General features: G+C 43.4%; 28 protein-coding genes and 2 riboswitches. Of the genes, 3 read left to right on the top strand and 25 right to left on the bottom strand.

Annotation, left to right across the window (positions count from 1 at the left end; translation table 11 throughout):
- Positions 1-107 precede the first annotated feature (107 nt).
- From R7P67_RS06560 to R7P67_RS06545, 4 genes are all read right to left on the bottom strand, one after another.
- Positions 108-1,124 carry an adenosine deaminase gene (locus R7P67_RS06560; RefSeq protein ID WP_017819853.1) on the bottom strand — a complete coding sequence of 339 codons (1,017 nt, stop codon included), beginning with the start codon at positions 1,122-1,124 and terminating at the stop codon, positions 108-110.
- 89 nt (positions 1,125-1,213) lie between these two features.
- Positions 1,214-1,313: riboswitch (purine riboswitch) on the bottom strand.
- A 237-nt stretch (positions 1,314-1,550) separates the two neighbouring features.
- Positions 1,551-1,691 carry a PA3496 family putative envelope integrity protein gene (locus R7P67_RS06555; protein WP_262652683.1) on the bottom strand — a complete coding sequence of 47 codons (141 nt, stop codon included), beginning with the start codon at positions 1,689-1,691 and terminating at the stop codon, positions 1,551-1,553.
- Positions 1,692-1,741: 50 nt separating this feature from the next.
- Positions 1,742-1,951 carry a hypothetical protein gene (locus R7P67_RS06550; RefSeq protein ID WP_262652684.1) on the bottom strand — a complete coding sequence of 70 codons (210 nt, stop codon included), beginning with the start codon at positions 1,949-1,951 and terminating at the stop codon, positions 1,742-1,744.
- 240 nt (positions 1,952-2,191) lie between these two features.
- Positions 2,192-2,401 (bottom strand): cold-shock protein, encoded by a 210-nt coding sequence (locus R7P67_RS06545; protein WP_005373691.1) that lies wholly within the window; start codon positions 2,399-2,401, stop codon positions 2,192-2,194.
- A gap of 401 nt (positions 2,402-2,802) precedes the next feature.
- On the opposite strand from R7P67_RS06545, the gene R7P67_RS06540 reads away from it, so the two are divergent.
- Complete coding sequence (locus R7P67_RS06540; RefSeq protein ID WP_138940070.1) at positions 2,803-3,651, top strand: pirin family protein; 849 nt, start codon at positions 2,803-2,805, stop codon at positions 3,649-3,651.
- A 142-nt stretch (positions 3,652-3,793) separates the two neighbouring features.
- On the opposite strand, the gene R7P67_RS06535 is transcribed toward R7P67_RS06540, so the two are convergent.
- The 10 genes from R7P67_RS06535 to R7P67_RS06490 all read right to left on the bottom strand — a co-directional run bounded on the left by R7P67_RS06535 (position 3,794) and on the right by R7P67_RS06490 (position 12,829).
- Complete coding sequence (locus tag R7P67_RS06535) at positions 3,794-4,642, bottom strand: patatin family protein (RefSeq protein WP_137282784.1); 849 nt, start codon at positions 4,640-4,642, stop codon at positions 3,794-3,796.
- A 257-nt stretch (positions 4,643-4,899) separates the two neighbouring features.
- Positions 4,900-5,238, bottom strand: a complete 339-nt coding sequence (locus R7P67_RS06530) for a hypothetical protein (RefSeq protein WP_017635147.1) — start codon at positions 5,236-5,238, stop codon at positions 4,900-4,902.
- A gap of 690 nt (positions 5,239-5,928) precedes the next feature.
- Positions 5,929-6,360, bottom strand: coding sequence for a YccF domain-containing protein (locus tag R7P67_RS06525; RefSeq protein WP_005373685.1), 432 nt, complete (start codon positions 6,358-6,360; stop codon positions 5,929-5,931).
- A 218-nt stretch (positions 6,361-6,578) separates the two neighbouring features.
- Positions 6,579-7,511 (bottom strand): Gfo/Idh/MocA family protein, encoded by a 933-nt coding sequence (locus R7P67_RS06520; protein WP_262652685.1) that lies wholly within the window; start codon positions 7,509-7,511, stop codon positions 6,579-6,581.
- Between the two features lie 123 nt (positions 7,512-7,634).
- On the bottom strand, positions 7,635-9,290 hold the full coding sequence (locus R7P67_RS06515) for a phosphoethanolamine transferase (protein WP_262652686.1): 1,656 nt from the start codon (positions 9,288-9,290) through the stop codon (positions 7,635-7,637).
- 21 nt (positions 9,291-9,311) lie between these two features.
- A complete protein-coding gene (locus R7P67_RS06510; RefSeq protein WP_017635149.1) occupies positions 9,312-9,668 on the bottom strand; it encodes a diacylglycerol kinase in 357 nt (118 codons plus the stop codon).
- A gap of 127 nt (positions 9,669-9,795) precedes the next feature.
- A complete protein-coding gene (locus R7P67_RS06505; protein WP_182039580.1) occupies positions 9,796-10,188 on the bottom strand; it encodes a glycine zipper family protein in 393 nt (130 codons plus the stop codon).
- A 119-nt stretch (positions 10,189-10,307) separates the two neighbouring features.
- Positions 10,308-11,606, bottom strand: a complete 1,299-nt coding sequence (locus R7P67_RS06500) for an ATP-binding protein (protein WP_005373675.1) — start codon at positions 11,604-11,606, stop codon at positions 10,308-10,310.
- Positions 11,606-12,319, bottom strand: a complete 714-nt coding sequence (locus R7P67_RS06495; RefSeq protein WP_005373673.1) for a response regulator — start codon at positions 12,317-12,319, stop codon at positions 11,606-11,608. The genes R7P67_RS06500 and R7P67_RS06495 overlap by 1 nt, the downstream gene beginning before the upstream one ends.
- Before the next feature lie 213 nt (positions 12,320-12,532).
- Positions 12,533-12,829 carry an isoamylase early set domain-containing protein gene (locus tag R7P67_RS06490; protein WP_005373671.1) on the bottom strand — a complete coding sequence of 99 codons (297 nt, stop codon included), beginning with the start codon at positions 12,827-12,829 and terminating at the stop codon, positions 12,533-12,535.
- Positions 12,830-13,107: 278 nt separating this feature from the next.
- Between R7P67_RS06490 and R7P67_RS06485 the strand changes: the two genes are divergently transcribed.
- Entirely contained in the window at positions 13,108-13,488 is a 381-nt protein-coding gene (locus tag R7P67_RS06485; protein ID WP_005373669.1) for a hypothetical protein, read from the top strand.
- An 84-nt stretch (positions 13,489-13,572) separates the two neighbouring features.
- On the top strand, positions 13,573-14,172 hold the full coding sequence (locus R7P67_RS06480; protein ID WP_005373667.1) for a thiol:disulfide interchange protein DsbA/DsbL: 600 nt from the start codon (positions 13,573-13,575) through the stop codon (positions 14,170-14,172).
- A gap of 70 nt (positions 14,173-14,242) precedes the next feature.
- On the opposite strand, the gene R7P67_RS06475 is transcribed toward R7P67_RS06480, so the two are convergent.
- The 11 genes from R7P67_RS06475 to R7P67_RS06425 form a co-directional block, all read right to left on the bottom strand.
- Positions 14,243-14,488, bottom strand: a complete 246-nt coding sequence (locus tag R7P67_RS06475; protein WP_005373664.1) for a hypothetical protein — start codon at positions 14,486-14,488, stop codon at positions 14,243-14,245.
- 152 nt (positions 14,489-14,640) lie between these two features.
- Entirely contained in the window at positions 14,641-15,084 is a 444-nt protein-coding gene (locus R7P67_RS06470; RefSeq protein WP_017819861.1) for a DUF3429 domain-containing protein, read from the bottom strand.
- Positions 15,085-15,094: 10 nt separating this feature from the next.
- On the bottom strand, positions 15,095-15,640 hold the full coding sequence (locus R7P67_RS06465; RefSeq protein ID WP_262652688.1) for a glutathione peroxidase: 546 nt from the start codon (positions 15,638-15,640) through the stop codon (positions 15,095-15,097).
- Between the two features lie 104 nt (positions 15,641-15,744).
- Complete coding sequence (gene ribB / locus R7P67_RS06460; RefSeq protein ID WP_005373655.1) at positions 15,745-16,401, bottom strand: 3,4-dihydroxy-2-butanone-4-phosphate synthase; 657 nt, start codon at positions 16,399-16,401, stop codon at positions 15,745-15,747.
- A gap of 113 nt (positions 16,402-16,514) precedes the next feature.
- Positions 16,515-16,655, bottom strand: a riboswitch (FMN riboswitch).
- A 104-nt stretch (positions 16,656-16,759) separates the two neighbouring features.
- Complete coding sequence (locus R7P67_RS06455; protein WP_005373653.1) at positions 16,760-17,377, bottom strand: hypothetical protein; 618 nt, start codon at positions 17,375-17,377, stop codon at positions 16,760-16,762.
- 117 nt (positions 17,378-17,494) lie between these two features.
- Positions 17,495-19,366: an MFS transporter gene (locus R7P67_RS06450; RefSeq protein WP_262652690.1), complete on the bottom strand. Its 1,872-nt coding sequence runs from the start codon at positions 19,364-19,366 to the stop codon at positions 17,495-17,497.
- 146 nt (positions 19,367-19,512) lie between these two features.
- Positions 19,513-20,271 carry a helix-turn-helix domain-containing protein gene (locus tag R7P67_RS06445; protein ID WP_262652691.1) on the bottom strand — a complete coding sequence of 253 codons (759 nt, stop codon included), beginning with the start codon at positions 20,269-20,271 and terminating at the stop codon, positions 19,513-19,515.
- On the bottom strand, positions 20,272-20,910 hold the full coding sequence (locus R7P67_RS06440) for an HD domain-containing protein (protein WP_017819864.1): 639 nt from the start codon (positions 20,908-20,910) through the stop codon (positions 20,272-20,274).
- Between the two features lie 248 nt (positions 20,911-21,158).
- Positions 21,159-22,436 (bottom strand): cytosine deaminase, encoded by a 1,278-nt coding sequence (locus tag R7P67_RS06435; RefSeq protein WP_085569158.1) that lies wholly within the window; start codon positions 22,434-22,436, stop codon positions 21,159-21,161.
- A 9-nt stretch (positions 22,437-22,445) separates the two neighbouring features.
- A complete protein-coding gene (gene codB, locus R7P67_RS06430) occupies positions 22,446-23,684 on the bottom strand; it encodes a cytosine permease (protein ID WP_064354865.1) in 1,239 nt (412 codons plus the stop codon).
- A gap of 805 nt (positions 23,685-24,489) precedes the next feature.
- A complete protein-coding gene (locus R7P67_RS06425; protein ID WP_005373641.1) occupies positions 24,490-25,836 on the bottom strand; it encodes a magnesium transporter in 1,347 nt (448 codons plus the stop codon).
- Positions 25,837-25,866 lie beyond the last annotated feature (30 nt).

Raw genomic sequence — 25,866 nt, 5'->3', positions numbered from 1 at the left:
GTGCTAGTTTAGCTTTCTCAGTCTAGCGTTTATAAATGCGGTTAACCACAGAGTCTTTGTAGGGTTTTAATACCTACGCGTTTGACCTAAGGCGTGGCACTATGCCTTTATTGCAACGCTTCGTGCTGGTTTACGTATTGGCTAACAAGGTGACGATATTTCGCCTTTAACTCGTTATCGATAAAGCTGGCATCAATCGCGTTCATTGTAAATTGGGCAAGTTCACTCTTACTCATTGGATGTGCGTTGTTGACGGCCAAAAAGTTGTCCGTCATGTAGCCACCAAAGTACACAGGATCGTCTGAGTTAATCGTTACGGCGACACCTTTTCGTAGCAAATCCACAATATTGTGATCTTTCATATCGTCGAATACACATAGCTTAAGATTCGATAACGGACACACTGTCAGTGGCATTTGGCTTTCGATTAAGGATTCAACTAATGCTTCATCATCAACACAGCGAACACCGTGATCCACGCGGCTCACGTAAAGCATTTCAATGGCATCGCTAATATTTTGTGCGGGGCCTTCTTCTCCTGCGTGAGCAACGGTAAGTAAGCCTTCTTCTACTGCTTGTTTAAATACGCGCTTGAATTTAGCTGGCGGATGACCTTGTTCTGAAGAATCTAGTCCAACACCAATGATCTTATCACGGTGTTTCAGAATAGCCTGTAGGGTCTCTATGGCGCTCTCTTCTGAAAGGTGACGGAGAAAACACGCAATAATTTGCGAGGTAATGCCAAGTTTTTCGTGACCATCTTTTAGCGCACGAGCGATTCCATTGATAACAGTGTCAAAGTCTATGCCGCGTTCTGTGTGTGTTTGAGGGTCAAAAAAGATTTCGGTATGAATAACGTTGTCTTCTTTACAGTGCAGTAAGTATTCCCAAGTGAGATCGTAAAAATCTTGCTCCGTACGCAGAACTCCCGCTCCTTGGTAATAGAGGTCGAGAAATGATTGTAAGTCTGTGAACTGATATGCGCTGCGTAGTTCACTCGGAGAAGAGTAAGGGATCTCGATGCCGTTTCGTTTTGCTAATTTGAATAAGAGTTCCGGCTCAAGTGAACCTTCGATATGTAAGTGCAGCTCTACTTTTGGAAGACCTTGAATAAATGCGTTCATATTCCACCTTATGTGTATTGTGGATGCAGTTACTCTAAGAATAGGTATAGATAGAAATAAATCGAACGCTATCACAAAGAGTAAGACCCACGATGATCTCAACTCTTCGTAATCAGCACTTTGCGGGAACTGGTAGAGACCCCCAAACCATATCATTGGGGTTATACGAAGCAAACGAGAGGGATTATACGCAAAAATATCGCTTTGGCTATACGCAAATAACCTAACTGTCATTAGTCACGGGGTTTCCTGTGAGCGAAACGACTATTTGCAAGTCACTTGAGTATAGAGGAGCCAGTTGTTTTTGCGTGTGTGAGAGGCACGTGTAATTAGAAGAGTAGTCTAAAAGAGTGGAGATTCGTTTGAGCAAAGGTAGGTGGCGGTACCTTGCACAACGATAAAGGCAGAGAAAGCACTAGAGAGCATTTATAGATGGAATAACTTATCAAATTCTCTTTGTTCCATAATGTCTTCTATGCGGCGTCGAGTTTTCTGCTTTACCGCCGCCGCGTTTTGTTCAGACTCTTTTTTGTCTTTTTCTGACTGCTTCTTACTTTTTCTAGCCATTGGATACCTTCCAAATTAGTTGCATTATCCATTAATGCATGAAAACTGAATCAGTTAACAGTAAAACTTCCTAACTTTGAACCTGAATCACAGAGAATAGTTCCAGATTGCGTTTTCTCACAATATTCAAAATCGATCATAAAGCTATGAGAAAGAAGTTTCGGTAATACGTGTCTTCGTAAAATATCACCATTTAATTGATGTATTTTAGCGTTCCAAGAGCTTTGAGGTTGTTCTAAATTAAATTCAATTTCTAACATTTATTCTCCTGTTTTTTAGTGATTTTCTCTTTGTTAAGTAATTGATACCAATGTCTTTGACGGCCAGTTCTTTTTGAGGACATGATTTTTCCTATAAATAATAAATTAAGCAGTACTATTCAGTTTATTTTAGATAGCACAAAGCAATGCCTAAAATTAGGCTGAATGATTGATGAAAGAATATTTTAGAAGGAGAGAGGTTTGGTGCAGCATGGGCATGCTACACCAAGAAAAGCAGTCTTATAGAGGAGTTACTTCAGTCGCTTGAGGACCTTTTTTACCTTGCTCTACATTGAAGCTTACTTTCTGACCTTCAGTCAGTGTTTTGAAACCGTCAGAAACGATAGCGTTAAAGTGTACGAATACATCTTGGCCGCCGTTGTCTTGAGATAGAAAACCGAAGCCTTTAGTTTCGTTAAACCATTTTACTGAACCAGTTACTTTAGACATAAAAATACCTTTGAATTAAACATTAAAATTATGATTTGTTTTGTGGATCTTTTCTAAGCTATTGAATGTTCAATCAAGAGGAAGTTGTACGCAGGTGTCTGAATTGGGGATTCAAGATTTTACTGAGAGGAAACTTAAACTAAATGTTGCATTAACAGCTCTCTTCTAAGAGCCAAGGCACACTATACACCTTGTTTAGAAAATAGCTACATTTATTTTAGATAAATTAAATGTGCTCATTATTAACTCGATAAATTGTATTGTTCGAAAAAGTTGAATAAGTAGAACGAATAGTATGGCTCATAATTTTAGCTCATCAACCTAAAATAGAACCTTATCGATAGCCTTAGATTGAACATGCGATTTGCAAGCGGTCACATAGATAAACTAGGAGAACTAGTATGAGTACATTCAGAGACATTCGTCAGCTTATTCCTGCGCAAGCTACTGCTGATGGTGATGGAGTGAAAATTCGCCGAGTAGCGGGTTTCAATAATGCTAGCTTTTCTCCATTTTTGATGATGGATGAACTCAAATCAGAAGACCGTGCTGACTATATCGGCGGTTTCCCTCCGCATCCGCACCGCGGTATCGAGACGCTTACTTATATGTTGAAAGGTCATTTCCAGCATCGTGATCATATGGATAATGTTGGTGAGCTTCGTTCCGGTGGTGCACAGTGGATGGCGGCAGGAAGAGGCGTCATCCATAGCGAAATGCCTATTATGAAGGAAGGCGAATTGCATGGTTTCCAAATTTGGATTAACCAGCCCGCGAAAAATAAGCTGCAGCCAGCTCAATATCATGACTTTCAACCTGAAACGATCACTGAGTTTGATACTCCGAATACGGGGGTTGTACGTTTGATTGCGGGTCATATGACTATAAACAACGAACGAATTCAGGGGCCGCTAACAGAGACAGGTGTTGCTGCCACGGTAGCCGATTGGAGAGCGATGGGTGGTCAAGCTTTGAATTTGAACACGGAGCAAGACAACAACATGATGCTCTATGTCTATAAAGGTCGTATTCAATTAAAAGGTCGTGAGATCAATCAAGGCGAAATGGCCATTTTATCGAAAGGTGAATGGGCTGAATTGCAGGCCGAAAAAGAGAGTGGTGCACTGATCTTTATTGGTGAGCCAATTAATGAACCCGTGGTGCATTATGGCCCTTTTGTCATGAATAGCATGGAAGAGATAGAACAAGCTATCCAAGACTACAACTCTGGGTTATTTGAAACTTACTAGTTTTGACTGCCTACTCGCTTTTTCAGTTAGCGAGCAAATTAAAACAGTTTTGAGCCTGAATATTGGGCTCGACCAGAAGCAAATACGATAATCCACTGCCATCGAATTTGCGTTAGCCACGTTTAATCCACGTGGCTTTTTTCTACTTCTGACTCCAGCGTATGATGGCTTCCTTTCCTGCTTCAATTCCTAACTCATAAGCATGACGCAGTGGTGCTGGCGATCGACTCAGCCGTTTCAACTTGAATGTTTCAGGAGGACACACTTGAATGATTTCGATACCAGGTGGAGGGTTGTTGATCAGCGCTAAGGTCTGATTGTAGCGAACTTCACGTGTCAACATCGGTTCAATTAATCCGGGCGTTTCTTTCAACATCCTCTTAGTTAGGGCGCTGAATCTTCCTCTTGGCTTTTGATAGCTTGCGGGCTGACTGCGTAAAACCATAATCTTTTTGGCTCCTCGATTTATTGCTTCTGCAACAGGAAGTGCGTCTGAGACGCCACCATCAACGTATTGAATTCCGTTCAGTGATACGCCATTTCGGTAAAGTACAGGCAGTGCGCTGCTGGCTTTCATTGTTTCTGCCAAGTCGTCGACATCAGGAAGGTGGTACTCCGCTTGCCCATTGTCTTGACGCGTCACGCCTAAAAAGAAAGGTCGTGAATCAGCTTTGAGCGCAGATTTATCGATGCCAAGTTCTTCGAGGGTGACATTCCACATCCAGTCTAAGTTCATCATATCACCACCACGTAGAAGTTGAGATGGAGAGATAAATTCTTTTCTTAAGCTGTAATCGAGGTAGATTTTTAAGTTACGTCCGGGCATTTTAGCTAAGTAGGCAGCCAAGTTGCTAGCACCCGCAGACACTCCCCAAAAGCTATCAAATGGAGAGAACTCGCTAGCAAGAAAATGATCGAGTATGCCGCATGAAAATACGCCTCGCATGGCTCCACCTTCGACAATCAATGCTCGAGAGCCTACTTTTTCCATCACTTCGCTCCACTCTTTATCAATCGGATAATAGCGTGCAGCTTAACGCATAATGGTTTTATACCCAAGTGGGCCAAAGGTCTAGGTTGCGTTCCTTTGAATAAAAAGGGCATCAATGGATGCCCTTGTCACTTTTAGCCTATGGAATTGCGGGTAATTGAGTCACTAATTTAGTGAAGGAGACCGAGCCAATTAGCCCCCTGACATAGAGCCATACCTTTAGTCCCATACTGATCGTTGTTGGAATAGTTTGATGATCACTTGTTAAATAGACATACAAACACTATCCAGAGCGTTGTAAGCAAAAGTAATGGGGTGAATACTTTCTGGATAGAAGCGCCATCAGTTAAATTGTAAATTTTGATGGATTCATTATAGAACGCTCGTTTGAATTCTTTGAAGCTAATGTCGCTCTTCGCATGCGACTGTTCATAGTGCTGGTGCGCAGCGTCCGATAGCTGGTATTCCAAGTCTTGGAGCTCGTACTCCTTGTTAAAAAACGCATCCCAAGCCGAAAGGCGGGCTATCGTTTTAGGAGATGGATCCCCATTTAGTTTCTCTAGACGCTTAGCATAAGCTGCTTGATATTTATCCACGGTATATTCCTGTCTGAATAGACGTTGAGTTAGAACATATGTAAAAAGAAAAATAAGTAATAAAAGGTTTTTTACGTTCTATACCTGTGATAAATGCTAAAAAGTTCAATGCTCTAGCACTCCGATGTCGCAAATGATATTGATGGAATTGCTCTGCGACAAATAAAATAATTACTCTAGATAACAACGAATTTTTGTTGTTTTTTAAAAAAACTGATCATGAGATTGAGTGGGGAGTTTTACCGAGAAGAATTTCGCTACTGTAACTGTCTATATTTACTCAAAAAGAGAAAATCTTAGAAGCTTTCTTTGATTGATGTGAGATATTTTAGGTCGAAAAGCATTAATTTTGGCTATGATTATAGTTCGTCTTTTTGTTGTTGAACTCTACTTCGAGGGGGAAAGAATCCATATTTCGAGCATAGGATAGCTCGCTTTTTCGTTACGTCGTTCTTGGAGTTTGAGTCAGTGACGACGCTATGAGTCTAGCATCTTGAACTCGATTGGGCGTATTAATTAATTATAAAAGTAAAGCAGTGCTGAGCTAGGATAAACTTCAACGTAAAGGTGACGGTATGAATATACAATCAGCCATTATTGAATATGCGATAGCGATTATAGGCTTACTTTTGACGGGCGTTACCCTCTGAGCATGACTGCCCAGAGGATAGAAAGCGCATTAGCTTTTTGCTAACGATTGATGTTGTATCGAGCCATTGCAGCTTCTTCTGACGATACAACCGTTTTACCAATTGGTGCGAGTGAAATAACCGCTAGCTTGAGGTGTTGGAGCGCAAACGGAATGCCGATTATGGTGACAAAGCATGCTGCGGCAGAAAGTACGTGACCGATAGCTAACCAAAGGCCTGCAAATACAAACCAAAGGACGTTACCAATAACGCCGAGCGGACTCGTGCCAATGTCCATTTCATTGGTCAATTCATCGCGTGAGATGGCCTCTTTACCGAATGGGAAAAAGGAAAAATTACCCATAACGATACACGCACGCCCCCAAGGTATTCCGATGATGCTAATAAAGGCCAAAATACCAAAAAACCACCATAGCAACCCCATAAATACGCCACCAAATACAAACCAAATGATGTTACCAAGTGTTCTCATTCTATTTCCTTTATTCTTGAATGTGATGATTCAGATACCTGAGGGCACCGTAAAACAAATCTAAACCGTCTGTTTTGTCGATGTGTGCTTTCGTGCCCTCATTGACCTGATTGATAGAATAACCGCTGTAGTCTTAACAGAGAATGAATGCCTTCCCTAAGGCAAGTCTTTTTAGTATAGAGCGTAATACTCAATCAAGCATATAGCCAAGAATCGCATTATCTAGAGACAACTTTCTCGATATATTGACAAATTTGCTCTGCCAATCGATGGCTGGCAATGTTGCGTTTTACTACTTCATTAGCAATATTTCCAGACTCAACGACGCCAAACCAGTCGAGCAACATCGAATGGAAACCTTTACTCGTCAGCATTGGCGTCCAGTCTTTCAAATTGATTTTTTGCTCTTGGTTAGCTTGCCATAGTTTGCCTTCAACGAAGGAGTCGAACTCAACTGCCTTGTTTGCATAACAAGCTTGAACGCGCTCTGTAGTGATACCGAAGTGGCGATTCATCGAGGCGTGGAGCAAAGTATCTCCATGTTGCCACTGAATATCTAAACGCGCCAACTGACCACCTTCAAGTTGATGAGTTACATAAGCATCTTTTAGATCTGCTTTGGCTGTGACGTTAACGCTGTCTAATGGGTGAATAAAATCATCAAATATAAAGGTACGAACATCCCCCGGTAGTTGGTGACGGTTCTTTTCCCAGCGTAGCGACTTTAAGTCAGATATGTTGCCTTGCTGCACTTGTGGCATATGTTGGTTATAAAGTGGAATGTGACGACGGTTAAAGCCCACATAGAGTGGCTGTCTCTCTTTTTCGGCAATATCGTACAGCTTTTCGACGTCATCAGCACTGTTCGCTAATGGTTTGTCGACAAAGGTTGGGATTCCATGTTGCAGAAAAAATGCCGCTATTTGAAGGTGTACGCTTGTTGCCGCATGAATCATGACGGCATCGACGCCAAAGTGCAGAAGTTGTTGGTAGTCCTGGCAGATCTCTGAGATTCGATACTGCTTAGCCAGGCTCTCAAGTGTGTTTGGGTTGCGGGTACAAAATACAAGTTCGATATTTGGAAGCTGAGTGATAACAGGAAGGTATGCTTTCTGAGCGATATCCCCTAGACCAATAATACCAATTTTCATCCTAGTCCTTATCTCGATGTATGGATCGCGGACTGTCAGTATAACGCTTGGCGCGGCGATGAGTTTAAATACCTTGTTAGAAAAAGCCTGATTCACACTTTGAGCCAGGCTTTATTGAATGATTTAGGAAACGGCTCGGCAGGCTTTGAATATATCTAACTTGCTATCGTAGGCTTGAGTTTGTACATCCATAATGCCTAATAAAGAGTGGAACACGTTATCATGTGAGTATTGACCTGCATTCTGTGCTTGTATATACAAACAGTCGGTATTGATCTGCTTCGCTTGTTTAAAGCCCGAAGACAGCCACATAATCAAAGGAACGCGTTTTTGGAAATCTGGTGCAAGGCCATAAGGCATACCATGTAAGAACAATCCGTTTTCGCCTAGTGACTCACCGTGATCCGATATGTAAATTAGCGCGGTATTATACTCAGACTCTAACGCTTTAAGTTTTTTGATGGTTTCTGCCAATACAAGATCGGTGTAGCGTATTGTATTGTCATATGTGTTCACTATTTGTTCGATGCTACAGTTTTCGATATCTGCACGTGGACAGTCTGGTTTAAAGAAGGCGTTGTCTCTTGGGTAACGCTGAAAGTAGGTCGGACCGTGGCTTCCTATAAGGTGCATGGCGACCACTCGGTTACCGTGCATATCCGCGACTTCCTGATCAAAATGATCTAATAGCGCCATGTCGTAACAAGTTTGGCCATTACACATAGGGCTTACTTGCTTTCGATCCACTTCAATTTTCTTGATCTTGTGGGCTACTTCTTTATCCCCACCGTCATTTTCTTTCCAAATGAGGTCAACCCCGGCGCGCTGCATTATATCGAGAGCATTGTCCTGGTTATCCGCTTTGGCGCGTTCAAACTCGTTTCGCGTGAGCTGTGAAAACATACAAGGCACAGATACAGCAGTCGCGGTGCCACAAGATGCGACGTCTTGAAATGAGATAACATCCAATTTACTAGTATAAGGGTTTGTCTCTCGTGTATAGCCATTGAGTTGGTAGTTCTGCGTTCGAGCAGTTTCTCCTACGACAAAAACCAGTAGTGTTGGTTTGCGCTGTGCTTGCTGTACGGCGCTATCTGACTGCTTTGCATCTGTGCCGATTTCTCGATATGGCTCTGGCGTGGTGAAATATTTCTCCTTCACATACCCGGTCGCGCTGTAAACGAACTGGGTGGGTATGATGACTTTTTTTAGGTGGCTATTGTTGCGCCCTACAGATGCGTAGTCTTGATAGTACACGCTGGCAATGACGGCGATGACAGCTAGCGACGACAGCATCGATACTAATTTGGTAACAGAGAAGTACAGTAATTGGTGGCGTTGAGATTGCAGCTTTACCTTAAAGACAATAATAGCAGGGATAACTCCCATAATCAGCGTCCAAACTACAGAGTGAGCACTCAGGTAAGAACTCGCCTCGCTCGAATCGGTTTCAACAATATTGGCAATCATTCCAGAATCGAAAAGTGTGCCATAGTTATAGCTTGCGTAGCTCACCATACTTGAAACAATGATTAAAATTATAAAGAACGGCTTGCCGATCCAAGGCCAACTAAATAAATTAAAAAGGAAATTGAGCGCGGCAAGAAAGAAAATTGGTATTGTGATAATAAATCCAATCTTGACATTATCTAAGTGTGTAAAGATGCCGATCAGTTCTTTATAAATAGGGATATTTACGACGAGAGCGAAATACAGCGCCAACAGGAAAGTAAAGGTAACGTAAGAGATACCTCTCTGTTGTAAATCATGTGTCTTCATAATGAGTGTCTTGAATAAAAATTAGAGCAAGAACGAAGCCCAAATAAAAAGGGCAAGAGTTAACGCAACAAATACTGCTGCTGAGCCAATATCTTTGGCTCTACCACTGAGTTCGTGCCAGTCATCGCTAACACGGTCGACAACCGCTTCTACGGCGGAATTAATGAGTTCGACGATCAATACCAAGAACAGGCTACTGATCATCAGCACTCTTTCGTATGTGGTGACAGGAAGGAAAAAAGCACAGACGGAAAGCACCAAGGCGAGAATCAATTCTTGTCTAAAAGCGGCTTCGTGTGTCCATGCGGCTTTCAATCCTTGAAATGAATAGCCGGTCGCATCCATGACACGGCGTATACCTGTTTTACCTGGCTTCAAAATATGACCTTACTATTTAAGCATTGGGATGGAACACATATCCCAGAGAGGTAACGAGATTAATCGTTACAGCGTGAAACATTTGTGAATAGAATCCATCGCGCGATAATTTAAGAAAAGTGCTTATTTAATCAAGATCGTAGATGGTATAGCCTTTGTGCTGGAGGCATTTACGCAATACGAGAGATTGAGTTTTGGTTGAATCATTTGTTCCACTCAAAGCACCAGCTCCAGCTCCTACAGCACCGCCGGCAGCAGCACCGACAGCCGCTCCACCTAATCCGTCTTCTAGCGCACCAGCAGCTGCGCCGATCAATGCGCCTGTAACTGCCCCATTAGTGGCTTCAGATTTCGCTGCCTCTGATTTGTCGACATTTTCTGCATAGCCTTGGCAGTAAAGAAAGTCTTGTTCATATGTACTAGGGTCGACATTGGTCATGTCGACGACAGGTTTTTGGTTGTAGGCGCAAGCTGTAAGCGTAGAAGTAAGCGCCATAATCAGGATAAAAGATTTATACATGAGTACTATCCATTTAGTGTGTGAATCTTATGGATTAAATGTACACTGTTTTATTGTTGGGCTCTGTCGCTTGAGTGTATTGAAGTGTCGTCTTCTGTAAACGGGGTAGGAAGGTTAAGTTAACTGTCTGATTTTTTGAGGCTAAGTGTGAAGCAAGCTCCTCCAAGTGGGCTATGGCAAATCGAAACTTCTCCACGTTGAAGCTCCATTATCTGTCTGACAATCGCCAAGCCGAGCCCAAACCCGCTCGTCTTTTTGTTGCGAGATTCATCCGCACTGTAAAATGGTTCGAATAGATGAGGCCAATGCTTTTCTTCAATACCTATGCCATCATCATGAACATTGATGAAGCAGCGGTGCTGATCGTGTTTTATCTCTACTAAAATCTGCTTATCCGCGTACCGCATTGCATTGCGCAGCAAGTTATCTAAGGCTCGCTTTAACAATTTTGGGTCAGCAAACGCGAGAACGTTTTCTGAGTTTACTTCTTGAAGCGAGATAGCGAGCGTAGTCTCTTTTTGCCATCTCTGTCGTAATTCTTTGACTAAGTTGAATAGGACGACTTCTTCTTGAGTTTGTAATGCTGTGTCAGGACGCTCCATCTTTGCGTAGTAAAGCAATTCTTCAACCATTTCTTCCATCTCGTCAATGTCTTCGACGATACTGTAAACATACTTTTTCTGTTGTTCAGTTAAGGTTGAATCCGATAACAAATCTGCTTGCCATTGTAAGCGGAAGATTGGGGTACGCAATTCATGTGCAACGGCGTTAGTTAGCATTTTATTGCTAGTGATCAAGCGAGATACTTTATCGGCCATCGTGTTAAAGCTTTTGTTTAACGTCCCAACAGACTTAGCGCTTGAGGTACTAGCTCGAGCCTTGAAGTTACCTGAGGCAAACTCAACGGTCACTCTCTCTAGCTCTCGAATCCGACGGCTTAAGAACCAGATCAACAATATGCAATACAGAGCAAATCCAGCTAAAAAGAACAACCAAACGATATTGTCATCAAAGTTGGCTGCTTTAACCACAGGACTATTCGGATTATCGCTCATTTTAAAGATAGGCGTGCTCGCATCTAGGCGGAACCAGATATCCCTTTCTTCATCGTAAGCGACGTTAACGGAGGTATCACTTTCAAACGCCTTTTTGATGTCTGTTGGAAGCTCTTCAAGCGTATGAGGCACCAACAAACGATGGCTTGATGTGGCAAATTGTTCCAACTGTTGTTGAGTATATTCTAATCCGTGTTCTTTATAGATAGGGTAGATCAGATCGTGAAAAGCTTGACCCTCATGCTCTTGTAATAGGTAGTCATAATCTGTGTTGATCTCATAAACTAAGAACTCGTATCCCCACAAGCTAGCCATAAACAGAATGATAAGGCCAACAAAGCTTTCCAGATAAATCCGTCTCATTATTCATTCCATGCATCAGGCATAAATAGGTAGCCTTTGCCGCGAACGGTAATGATTTTTTGTGGTGAGCAAGAAGCATCGCCTAGCTTCTTTCTCAGTGTCACTATGCGATTATCAATGGTGCGGTCTGTTCCATCGTATTCAATACCACGTAGTGTTTTGGTCAGCCACTCACGTGATAGTGTTTTTTCAGCATGCGTAGCAAGAACCCACAACAAATCGAACTCGCCGTCTGTCAGCGCAATTTCTTCTTGGTTCATTACGCACGATTTACGCAATCGGTTTAAACACAGAACACCAATTTGTAGGCCGTTTTCGGACTCGGTAGGCGCCGCCTCTTTTCTTCTTAATAGCATGCGAATACGAGCCAGCAATACGCGAGGTTTGATGGGTTTAGTAACAAAGTCATCTGCGCCTATTTCTAATGCGGCGACATGATCGAAGTCATCATCACTTGCTGTCAGCATCAACACTTTGCCTTTGTAGCATTCTCGGATTTGACGACATACACTCAGACCATCTTGCCCGGGTAGCATCAAATCTAACAGCACCACGTCTGGTTGTGTGTCAATAATCGCATTGGGTGCGTCCGTCCCATTGTCGATACATTTGACCTGAAAACCTTGTTCAACAAAATACTCACCCAACATAGTTTGTAATTTGGGATCGTCTTCCACAATGATTAGAGATGGTTTGATTTGTTGTGCGTTCATTTAAGTGATGTATACAATATTTAATATCAATGGAACTTAAACAAATTTACGAATTATTTCAAATAAAGCTTTCTCAGAATAAGGTTATCGGATGAGTTAATTGGATAAAATTGCCAATTAATAATTTAAATCTAATCACCTATCACATTTAGAGAGATGCAAAAAGGCGCAACGTTTGCGCCTAGGTATGGAATCTTAAAGCGAAATTACCGCTTATTCGGTGGTACACACGACGCTGTTGTCGCTGCCAAATGCATTTGGAACGTAAGCATCAGCTTGTGGGTCATTTTCCCACTTCGCGTCATCGAGCAAGTAACGGAACTGAACATTCTGCGCTTTAGGTAAGCGGGTTTTAAATTTAAACTGACGACTTTTCTTCACTAATTTCATCGGTTCTGGCTGCCAGTTGTTGAAGTCTCCAGCAATTTGGACAGAGTCCCACTGATCTTTATCTAGCTCGAACGTGACTTCGACTTCATCTTTTGTCTTAAAGAATCTCTTTTTAAGCATTGATCTTTCCTTGTTCGTACAAAAACCGTTCTAACTATTACTCGTGTTTCATAATGATTTCAAGTTTTATCGAATTGTTGCTGGTATCTGATGAGGGGAGTATCCGAACGGTGAATAGTTCGTTGTGCTGGTTTCGTGTACTGAGGGATCGTTAGAGAGAAAATTCACTAGCCTAAAATGGTCAAAGAACAGAGTTTGTTAGCGAGCCGAGAGTCCGTATCTTGAAGTCAAACCGTTATCATGTATTATCTTAAGTCACCATTTTCCTTGATGTAGCTATGTTGAAGTTTAACCGTACATTGTTGACTGCGATAGTTTGCTTAGTTGCTATGCTTTTGAGTAGTGTCGCTCCTGTGGCGCAGGCTTCCGCTCCGATGAAAACAATTGAAGTACGCGATCTTATTGTTCAACAGGCTGCTCTGCACAAACAACTTGGCGTCAATGACGACTGCGTAGAATCACATCACGATGAGTCAGCCATCAATAAGGCACAACAATCTCACACGAGTTGTAGCTCTTCCTGCATGGTCAAAATTCCCGCCAACTTATCTCAAAACGACTTACTGCTTCTTCCTTATAGCCTTGCCTTGATTGATAGGCCTCTAGTCGAAAAAGTAGTGACAGTGATCACCAAGCTTTATCGTCCTCCGATTGTTTAATTCCTCATCTCAAATTACTTGGGGTTTCCCCCCTTTTTACCAAATGAAATGATTTGGCATTTGAATGCCACAAGGAAATAAACAATGAAAAAACTACTTGCCTTATGTAGTGCACTTTTACTGACTTTTACCGCTCATGCAGCGCAATTTGAAGAAGGGAAGCACTACAAAGTTCTGGATGTTAAGAAAGCATCGAAACCTGTTGTGACGGAATTCTTTTCTTTTTATTGCCCACATTGCTACAAGTTTGAGTCGCTTATTGAGCGTTTAAAACCTGCTCTGCCAAAAGAGGCAAAGTTTGAAAAGGTACATGTGGGGTTCATGGGCGGAGATATGGCGATTCCGATGGCCAAGTCCTACGCGACGATGGTGTCGCTCGGGGTTGAAGATACAATGATTCCTGCCATGTTTGCCCAAATTCATCAAAAGCGACAAGCGCCAAAAGACGAAGCTGAGCTGAAACAACTCTTCGTTGATAATGGCGTAGAAGGTAAGAAGTTTGATGCGGCTTACAACAGTTTCGCCGTAAACTCAATGCAGAAAGGTTTTGATAAGCAATTCTCTGCCAGCACGTTAAGAGGGGTTCCGGGTGTGGTTGTGAACAATAAATACATTGTTTTGGCCAACGAAATTCGTACTTACGACGAGTACAATCAATTAGTTAATTACTTATTGACGCTGTAACTGTAAATAGCATTGATGCTTAAAAATGGCGACGGTAGAGTCGCCATTTTTTATGCTTATCACACTCGTATTATCTAAGAACGCTTGTACATGCTTGAGTCGGAACACTAGTCATAAATATGGCATGCGGATAAAACAAGCTAGCAGCAGTGATTGCAACATTACATGGCTGAGCAATCGTAGTTTTAATCACATTGGTAAGCACAGCACCTGTATTATTTACTGTTTGAGCGGCGGCTTGTTGTGCCTGGTAAGACACGCAACCTGTCGTTGCATTGATCATCGCAGTGCTAAACAAAAGTTTGCGAAAAAACATATTCATATCCTTTGTGAATGCTTTGAATTACTTATATGTGGATTGATTCATAAATGAAACAAAACAGTGTTCAAAATATGTGTGCATTCACGAAATGAACATTGTTTTATAAAAAGACGTTTTTTTGTGATCTTAGTACTGGACAGACCAGGTTATGAAACTAAAGCCAATCCGTGCATTACGATTACGCCGAAGGTCAGTTTGCTCCTCATTCCTTGATATCCCTTGGGCTCGGCGTCTTGTTCGACTTTCCTCACGAGCTTTTCTGCATACCAAACAGCAAGATACCCAATTGCTAAGAGTAGGGTTGCGACTGCGTAATGTTTGTGGCCCTGCAGTAATGCGCCCCAAGCCAGTAAGACAAAAAGGTTGCTGAGAATTAATACATTTCGGCTAAGGCGATGGTAGTAATGCTCAATGCCATTACCCCAAAGGATGCCGGATAAAAAACTTAATATAACGGCGCTATATGCGATGAAAAATTGCTGACCACTTAAATTGAAGAGTGAGATGTCAGTGAAAATCAGCCCTAAACTAAACACAAATGGAACCAGGCCTAAGTAACCGAGTTGTAGCATGGTTGAGCGTGTTGTCATGGTCGTCACCTTATAATTGTTGCTCTATCATATTGGTAAGCGTAGTACTTGTCGGTGATGTGGAGCTTGGAAAAGTAGCAATAACTTTACCTTCAGAGCTAATTAGAAACTTGTAGAAGTTCCATTTTGGTTTTATGCCTGCTTGGTTAGTAATCTGCTTGAAGACTGGGTTCGCATCTACACCTAATACTGAAGAGCGAGCCATCATTGGAAAGGTTACCCCGTAATCGAGATAACAGACTTTCGCTGTGTTTGTTTCGCTTCCTCTATCTTGTCGAAAGTCATTGCTCGGGAAACCGATAACGGTGAAGTTTTGGTCTTTGTAAGTTTGATAGAGGGTTTCTAACTGTTCAAACTGAGGAGTGAAGCCGCACTGGCTTGCTGTATTGACGATTAGTAGTGTCTTTCCCTTAAAGCTTTCGCATAGATCGACTTCTTCCGTTGAGTTTAACAACCTTTGCTTACCTTGAAGAATATCAGGGCACTCAGATGCAAGAGCAAGCGAATTCATGGAGAGAAAGCTAACGAGAGCGGCGAAGTTCAGTAATCCTTTCATGGTGTTGTTCCCCTTGTTTTCAATAAGTATAACTACTTAAGTGCAAAGAGGATCGATCAAAAAAGCCGCACAAATGCGCGGCTTTTTCAAGAGCTGAGATCTGACTATGCCAGTTTCAACTCGAACTGGTTCAGGTACATTACCATGTCTTCAATCGTCAGTACCGGCATGTTGTGCAGGCGACCGAATGCTACGATCTCCGGTGCCTTTGCCATCGTGCCATCTGGATTGGTCACCTCACACAGTACGCCAGCGGGTTGAAGCCCTGCCATTTGCATCAGATCAATCGTACCTTCTGTGTGACCACGGCGAGTCATTACACCACCTGGACGTGCGCGCAGAGGGAATACGTGACCCGGGCGAGCAAGATCTTCCGGTTTTGCGTGCGGGTTTGCCGCCGTTTTAATGGTCGTTACGCGGTCTGCTGCTGAAACACCCGTTGTTACACCAACTTTCGCTTCAATAGAAACCGTAAATGCGGTTTGGTTTGCGCTGTTGTTGTTTACCACCATTGGAGGCAGTTCCAGTTTGTCTGCTTGAGCATCTGTTAAGCACAAACAAACGATGCCGCTACATTCGCGGATCATCAATGCCATTTGCTCGTTAGTGAGGTGCTCGACTGAATAAATGATATCGCCTTCGTTTTCGCGATCTTCATCATCAAGAAGCAGTACGCCACGGCCTTCTTTTAAAGCGATAAGTGCGTTTTCAACGCGAGTAATTGGGTCGCCGAATTCGGCAAGTAGTGATGACTGATTCATGGTTAACTCCTAAATTTCACCAGAATCAGGGCGGTATGAGAGATCGCCGTAAAATACGATCAAAAAGAAGTGCACCAGCATTCTTAACGATCTGACTCGCTATGCTGGTGTATTCTTATTCTCTTTCATCCGGACTATAACCGTCGGCTCTGGCATCTCACCAGATCTGCTGACCTCGACGAATCGAGCGCTCGCGGGCTCACTTGAAAAAGTATACCGCCGGTGGGGAATTTCGCCCCGCCCTGAGAACAATTAAAAATGTACCACTTCATCCAAGTTGTGAAGAAGTGGAGCTAGGATAGTACTGCGAACTGAATAGCTTGGAAAGTCGATTCCATCTGTATGATGGAAAAGTGTGCTATCGACGGAAATAATCTGTGCGAATAAAGTGATCAATTTGCTGCGGCACGAAGGTGTTGTAAATCAGGCTCGTATGCGTTTGCTTCACTTCGATATGATCTTGCATACCGTCCAGTCTTGTCTCTTCTACGGTAACGGTACCGTCCGACATGGTGTTGTCATTACGGATCAACAATGGGCGAGCGCCAATCGGCATCGTTCCTGCGATACTGCCGAGTTTTTGAGGGAAATCCCAAGCGTCATCATGTTTGTTTAATCCGTGGTGTGGCGAATTGCCTAAAATTGCACCCAATCCGAGATCTTGAATCCGACCTACTATGGACGCGCCTTTAAGAGGCGAACCGATAGCGACAACATGAGAGATTAAGTTAGTGCTCGGTTTTCTGTTGGCGAGATAGCGCTTAATCATCAAGCCTCCCAAGCTGTGTCCCACGAGCACGTTTGTGGTCAGTGGATTAAGCGAATGATCAATAGAATCAAACAGTGAAGACTCATCGATAGCAACAGTGTTATAGCTGAGTACTTGCGTTTCGTATCCGAGTTTTCTCAGCTTTTGGCTAAGAGGCTGCATGACCAGCCCATGCATATAAAGACCATGTAAGATGATGATTTTCATAATACCTCCTAGATTTATGACGTCGTAGATATCCTACTCTAATTGACAAGAAACTACTTGTGCTTTGTGGTGCATATTTACGTTTTGCTGCAAAGTTTGACTGCTGTAGCAAGCGACTCAGCCCAGTAAATCCTGTACTTGTTGTTGCAATTGATGACGATTTAAAGACGCAGGACTTAACACTTCACCGATAACAACATCCACTTTTGACCAAAAACGAGTCGGTCGTTTTGTGAGAGCATGTCCGCCTTTGTGGCTGAAAAAAGAACCCCAAAGCCCTTTTAACGCCATAGGGATGACAGGAACAGGGTTACGTTCAAGGATTTTCTCTACACCAGGGCGAAACTCACCCAATTGACCGTTAGACGTTAAACGACCCTCAGGGAAGATACAGACAACCTCACCGTCGTTAAGTGCTTGTTCAATCTGTTCAAATGCTCGTCGGTAAGTGTCGGCACACTTACGTGGAGAACAGATCGGGATAACACCTGCATGACGGAATACATATTTAAGAACAGGTAGCTCGCTGATGGACTTGTCCATCACAAAACGAACCGGGCGAGTAGAGGTTCCCATCAAAATCAATGCATCGACATAGCTAACATGGTTAGCCACGATTAACGCAGCACCTTGTTCAGGAATATGTTGGCGCCCCTTTACGGACACACGATACATACAATGGCTGAGTAAATAACTGATAAAGCGTTGTGTGAATTCCGGTACTTGACGATAGACATAGATCGCCACGAAGAAGTTACCTATTGCCATCATGGCAAACAGTTCCACAATAGAAAGCTCTAGTACGCTGAGTACAACGATCGAAACCAAAGCAGACACCACCATAAACAACGCATTCATGATGTTGTTAGCAGCAATGGCACGTGCACACTCCCCTTTGTTTGAACGCGATTGGATGAACGCATAAAGAGGAACAATAAAGACACCGCCGCTTACACCAACAAGGAACAGGTCAATCATGACGCGCAGATGTTTTGATTCAGCAACGAAGCTTTGCACATCATAAAAGTGCACCGGAAGTGATGGATAACTTGGGACTGCCCATAGCAAGTCGACGCCAAAGACTGTCAGACCAAGGATACCGAATGGCAAAATACCAAGCTCAACGTGGTTGAAAGAAAGTTTTTCACACAACCAAGAGCCTGTCGCGATACCAATGGAAAACAATGCCAACAGTAAAGAAACGACAGTGCTATCTGCGAACAAATGTTCGCGTGCGAAGTTAGGGAATTGAGTTAGGTAAGTCGCACCCATGAACCAGAACCAACTGATGGCAAGAATAGACATCCAGATGCCTCTCTGCTTTTTTGCCACTTTTAACGTGTTCTTTAAACCAGAAATCGGTTCAAATTTCGCTTTGTCATTTGATTGGCTAGGCATCGCTGGAATATTCACGCTGCTCATGAACCCAAGCAAAGACAAGGCAATCACGGTACAAGAGGCAATCACGGTACAAGAAGCAATCAAGGTACCATTAGGAATGGCTAGCAGCAGGCCTGCGCTAAGCGTACCTATAAGAATCGAAAGAAACGTGCCCATTTCAACCCAAGCATTTCCTTTAACAAGCTCATTTGGTTTGAGCGCTTGTGGTATCAAGGCGTATTTCACGGGACCAAAATAGGCCGATTGAGTGCCTGTCATAAACAGCAGAACCAGCATCAGCATGGCACTTTGGGTGGCAATAGCGGTTGCTGCGCAAGACATGATAGCTAGTTCGATGAGCTTTAGACGTCGGATTAATTTGGCTTTGTCCATGCTGTCAGCGACGGCACCAGCATGCGCTGAGAATAGAAAGAAAGGTAGGATGAATAAGCCTGCCGCCAAATTAACGAATAGATTGACGGATATTGGTAGGTTATCAATTTGGCTGTATGTCACCATCAATAACAGAACGTTTTTGTAGATGTTGTCATTGAGTGCGCCAAGGCATTGCGTCACAAAGTAAGGAAAAAAGCGTTTTGAGAAAAACATACGGGCCCCGATTAAACAAAGTCGAATGAGATGGGAGCACTTTATGCTCAATGAACGATTAAACCAGCTTTCTCTTTCAAGTGACGTTGTATGCCACCAAAAGTAACGAAATTCGTTACTTTTATTTCCATTTGTTTATTGAGTTACTAATTGCGAGACTTCTGCGTAGGTTTTCTTTCCCATGGTTCAAACAGAGGGAACGTCCAACGACGCATCGCAATAATCACAGAGGTGCCGTGCTTTTCGTCCATATCGAGAGAGCTATCACTTTGGCAAGCCTGATAAAACTCATCGATGACCTTTTGCAGTTTCTGTTGTAGCTTCTTGTTGGTTGGTACACTCATCAATCCTGTTGCCATGGAGAACTTTTCATCTTCACCAGAAAAGTAGCTTTGGAAAAAGGCGTCTTGAACTTGCTGTTGGAAGAACCGTTGAATAGGGCCGCCCATCTGCCACTTAAATGTCGGAGATATACGCAAACGAATTTTGTTATTTGGCTGCAAGTCGATGATGTTCAGCCGATCCAAATGAGCAAGCTTTTGCACCAGTTCCAACTCATTGAAGGTATATTGCTGAACGATTTGTTCAAACTGATAGCCATTTACAACACAGATCGCCACGAGCAGCAGGGCTTTATCGTCAACCAGCTGCTTTTCTTGCTCTAACGTTAGCGACTCTAGACCTTTATTGTGCGCAGCCGCGAGCTTAAATAGTTCCGCCATTTCTAAACCAATCAATTGGCAAATTCGTTCTAAGCGCTCAAGGCTAATGTGCTGACCTTCAGCGAGTAAACGTTTGACGCTTCCTTCACTTAAATTAAGGTGTTGTGCAACATCCGCATAATGCAGCCCAGCTAACTTTAGTTGGCGTTTAAGCTCTTTAATTAACGTATAGCTTTCTGACATTTACGCTGTTACCTCGTCGTGTAACTGCTCTAGGTACGTTTGCATAAAGGTTTTGCGTTTTTGCGCTTCGCGTCTCGCTGACTCCGTGTTCATGGTTTCAGCGATTTTGAATAACTTGGTTTGAAAGTGATCCAGAGTGAATTGTTTATCGTTAAGTTCACGTTCTTCGGCAAATATATCGCTGTCGTTGTAAAGTTGCGCGTTAAATTGAGTGCTGACTTGAATGCATCGCGTCACGCCAATTGCGCCTAAAGCGTCCAGACGGTCGGCATCTTGGACGATTTTGGCTTCCAACGTATTTGGCCTGATGTTTGCGCTAAAGCTGTGTGCCTCTATCGCATGAGCAATGGCATCATGATATTGCTGCGGATAATCGATACTCTCTAAAAATGCGACCGCTTTTTTGGCTGCGATGATTGAGCTCTCTTTGCGATTTGGGTGATCTTTCGGGTAAGTAAAGCAATCATGCAAATAGGCAGCCGGTAATACAATCGCGATGTCTGCATTTTCTTCTTTGCAGAGCTGTTTCGCTGTTTTGACCACGCGTTTAACGTGTTTAAGATCATGAGCTGCATCTACTTGCATCTCTTGCTGCATAAATTCCAAAAATTGCGGTTCTATCTGGCTTAATGACGTCATGGTTCATATCTACAACTAAAATGAAGTCAGAAGTATGCCCAACGCTTAGAATAATTTCCAAGTGCGATGGTGTAATTGAGATTCAGCCACCAGAACCTTGTGCAACGTTTGGTACTGAGCCGTTTTATATGGCCTTTCAATGTGTTCAGTGGTTTATGAGACAAGAATAGACAGAGCGAGCAGTGATGTTTACCAGTAGAAAAAAGGCCTGACGATGTCGTCAGGCCTTTTTCGTTTCGCCGATCTTTTTAGCGTTTGAACGTTACTTGCTCTGCTTGTTCAAGATGAATATGAGTTGTCGCAGGCTGTGTTTCTGCAATCACTTTACCGTGACGAACAGAGTAACGAACCGGCACTTGGCGACGTACTGCGTCAAAACCATTTTCTGCGGGAAGAATCAGTAAACTACCTGGTTTGCCTTCTTCAATGCCGTGCTTGTCTTGAATGTTCAGTGTGCGTGCTGAATTGTTGCTGATCAGATCCAGTGAGTTGTTGATTTGGTCGTAACCCATCACCTGACACACGTGCAGACCCATATGCAGTACTTGCAGCATGTTTGCAGTGCCTAGTGGGTACCAAGGGTCAAATACATCATCGTGTCCAAAGCAGACGTTGATGTTGGCATTCAGCATCTCTTTCACTCGTGTTACGCCGCGACGTTTTGGGTAATCATCAAAACGTCCTTGTAAGTGAATGTTCACCAATGGATTTGCCACGAAGTTGATACCGGACATGCGTAATAAACGGAACAGGCGAGATGCGTATGCACCGTTGTAGGAACCCATCGCTGTGGTGTGACTGGCCGTGACTTTATTCCCCATATCAAACTTGTGCGCTAATGCTGCCAGTGTTTCAACGAACCGAGATTGTTCGTCATCGATTTCATCACAATGCACGTCGATCAGGCGGTCGTATTTTTTCGCTAACTCGAATACGTAGTGCAGCGATTCAATGCCATATTCGCGTGTGAATTCAAAGTGTGGAATCGCGCCAATCACGTCCGCACCTAATTTGACGGCTTCTTCTAGCAGCTCTTTGCCATTTGGGTAAGAGAGAATTCCTTCCTGCGGGAAGGCGACGATTTGGATATCTACCCATTCTTTCATCTCTTCACGCACTTCTACCATCGCTTTTAGGGCAATTAGGGTAGGGTCTGAAACATCGACGTGGGTACGAACGTGTTGTACGCCGTTTGCTATCTGCCATTTTAAGGTTTGTTTTGCGCGCGCTTTCACGTCTTCAATCGACAGCATTTCTTTGCGCTCAGCCCAACGTTCAATACCCTCAAACAATGTGCCAGAGATGTTCCAGCTTGGCTCACCTGCGGTTTGAGTTGTATCTAAGTGAATGTGTGGCTCGCAGAAAGGCGCAACCGCCATACCGCCTTCAGCATCGATGATGTCACCGTTATGACTAAGCTCCACATCGTTGCTTTCAATGCGCTTGAATTGACCATCTTCAATCAAAATTTGCTGCAGACCTTCTTGTCCTTTTAGCGTTACGTTTTTGATCAGTAGTGTTGTCATGATGGTTCCTTACGCTGGCTGTGTAGCCAGTGCTTTTTTGTTGAGAACAGGATTAAGAATCAGGAAGCTAATTGCGCCGCCAAGTACAGCGTTAATCGGCACTACGCCAGGCAGGAAGTGTCCCGCACCAACGCCAATCACGACAGCGATAATGCCAGCCCAGTTAACGTTTTGGAATTGGGCGGCTTCAAAGTTTGCGTAGCGTTTACGGTTCGTGAAGAAGTCAGCGATGATCACACCGCCAATCGGTGGAATTGCCAAAGATAAGAAGGTCAGCCAGCCAACAAAGTTATTGTAGAGCCAGAGAGCGCAAAGTGTGCCAACAAGACCGTTCGCCATTGAGATGTATTTACTTGGTAAGCCTGTGATGTTGGAAAATCCAAGACCCGATGCGTAGAGCGCGTTGTCGTTGGTCGTCCAGATGTTCAAGCCAAGAACGATGATAGCTGGAATAAGAAGACCTTGCGCGATCATCACTTCAGAGATGTCTGATTGACCCGTCACCGACGCACCTGCCGCGCCAAAGATAAACATTAACGAGTTACCGATGAAAAATGCCACCATGGTGATCATCACGGCGCTGCGCGGCTTTTTACCAAAGCGTACGAAATCCGCCGTTAATGTACCAGCACTGACAAAAGAGCCGACAACCATCGCGAGAGCTATTGAAAAATCGAGTGGCTCGGTTGGTTGAACCTGTTGTAGTTCGCTTATACCGCCAACACTATTTACTGCCTCGATGACAGAGTAGCCGCCAAGTAGCGCAATGGCAGGAACGGCAATTGCTGACAACACCATCAGTGCAGAGATGCCAAAGTAAACGGTCGCGGTCATGAGCAAACCGGAGACGAGGATCAAAGTATTGGTATCGATGCCCGTTGCTTTGTGCACCGGAATCGCAAACATCGCGACACCAACTCCAAACCACCCAACTTGAGTACCGCCAAGAAGAGCAGAAGGAAGCCAAGAGCCTTTAGAACCAAAAGAGAAACGAGCAAGAAGGTGAGTAGAGAGACCAGTAGAAGCGCCGATGTAACCGAGGAAAGAAGTGTAAATACCGAGGATTAGGTTACCGATGAGAACAGCGAGGAAAAAATCATTAAAGGAGAGCCCAGTACCGAGAGAACCCCCAGTCCACATACTTGCGGAGAAAAAAGTGAGTCCTAACATCACCATTGTAAGTGACGCCACGCCTTTTCTGGCCGTGTTAGGAACTGGTCCAAGACTGTAGTTATTGTCTCCAGCCATTATTACCTCCGCACATTGAAATATTAAATTATAGCACCTGATTTTCAGGCAAACGGCGCGTATTATCGTGATGTAAATTTAATAGTCAATGATAAAATTGCAATTTAAACGTTTGCTTTGTTTTTGATGTGTATTTTTTCTTTTAATAACAATGGTTTGATTTTTAAATTCTAAAGGTGGAAATTTTGATTTTACGTATTTTCTATGATTTATAGACAGGTTTTCTATGTGAAATGAATGTTTTGAATTGCTATTTGTTTTTATGGATTAAATTTATCTATAACTCTGGATTGTTCAGTCGATTTCTATGAAAAGAAAACGATTTCATGATGAGGTTTTTGGTTTGGACGTTATTTGTTCTTTTCTTGGGTGTGTTTTCTTGGTTTTATTTTATGTAGGTGATTTATTTTTGTTGAAGCTGGCATTTCTAATGGTTTAGTGGGCGAATATTTGAATTTTATAAACAGTAAACAATCTGTTGTGGGTAAGAAAAGTACAACCGAGCTCGGTCAGAGGATAAGAGGGCAATAGCCACATAAAAAAATAGCCAACCGCAAAGAGTGCGATTGGCTTATATACATGTGAACAAAATCAAGTTCACTAACAACGTCAGTTGGCTAGGTGACCCTCGGCTTAAGAAGGGTCGATTTATATAATGCAGTTACTGTGCCAACTTTAATATGCCCTAAAATACGTAGTTTCTGTGACATGCGTTGCTTAAAGTTTGAGTGTGTTTGCAATTTGCAACTGCGTTATGCAATTTGACTCTATTATGCTAATGATTGATTAATAAACAATGAACCTTTTAAAGCATGACTAAACTCGCCGTTCCTAAAAAGGCGAAAAAACCAACTACATCTGTCACTGTTGTTAGAATCACCGAGCCAGCCAAAGCGGGGTCCAATTTAAACTTATCCAGAATGATGGGAATCAGCACACCAAATAAAGCTGCGGTAATAATATTGACGATAATGGCCAGCGCGATGGTCCCACCTAGAACCGGAGATTGAAACCACAATCCGGCGAGCCCGCCGATGATTAACGCCCAAGCAATGCCGTTCAGAGAGCCAATACCCAACTCATTTTTCAATAGCTTGAAACGGTTACCTGGGGTGATCTGATTAAGCGCCATCGCACGAATCATTAGAGTGAGCGTTTGGCTGCCAGCAATGCCCCCCATGGATGCAACAATTGGCATGAGCACCGCCAAAGCCACCACCTGCGCAATTACATCTTCAAATAGTCCGATAGTGACAGACGCCAAAATCGCAGTAAGCAAATTGATGCCTAACCAAACACCGCGCTTTTGCGAGCTTTTTAATACTGGCGCAAACAAGTCATCGCCTTCATCCATACCTGTACCGGCCATCAAACGTGCTTCGTAGATTTCACGCTGTGTACTCAATGCAAACTGCCAATCGACTTCACCGATCAGTGTTTGGTCTGCATCAGTTACAGGGAGAGCGGGCAGTGTGCTGTGTTCTAATGCCTCTACCGCTTCAGGAAGCATCATTTTACTGTCTAGAACCGTCACAGCCTCAATAACGAGTGTTTTTAAGCGAGTATCGGGGTCACCACGTAAGATATCGAAGTAGTTGACCGTTCCACGATACTGTTTATTACGATTAATCAGATACACCTGTTGAGGCGTGTCGTAGCTATAGCGCTCCATTAACTGCTTAGCTGTCCCAATCGTAATGTTGAAGGGCAGGGTGATGATCTTACGTTCAGCCCAGTGGCCGAGTTCTTCATCAGCATACTCGTTTGCTTGATCGTAAAGTTCCAACTCATCTTTTTCTATCAACGAGAGCGCTTCGTTGATGATCGACTCTGGCAACGAATCGGCCCATTCGATGAGCGACAAGTTGTCGAGTTTAGCGAGAGTGAGCTTTAGCTCGACTTCAGATAACGCATTGATGATAGAGAAACGTACGTCCGCACGCATTTCCGTTAACACGTCGATATGTAGCTCTAGTGGTAAAGCTCGCCATAAGCGAACACGATCGTCGATTGGAAATGCTTCTAGAATCAGGGCAACCGCGCCGGGCTCGAGGCCCGCTTCAATAGATTCATTGAGCGTTGCGACTTGATCCGCTTCTTCGGCTTGGCCAATTTGCTGGATTAGAGTGGAGAGATCTTGAAACTTGCTCACCGAGTACCCCGATAGTTAATTCGTTTTATG

The sequence above is a fragment of the Vibrio sp. Vb0937 genome (assembly GCF_033338855.1).
Note: the sequence above shows the minus strand (reverse complement) of the source record. Positions and strands in the feature narration are given on the sequence as shown.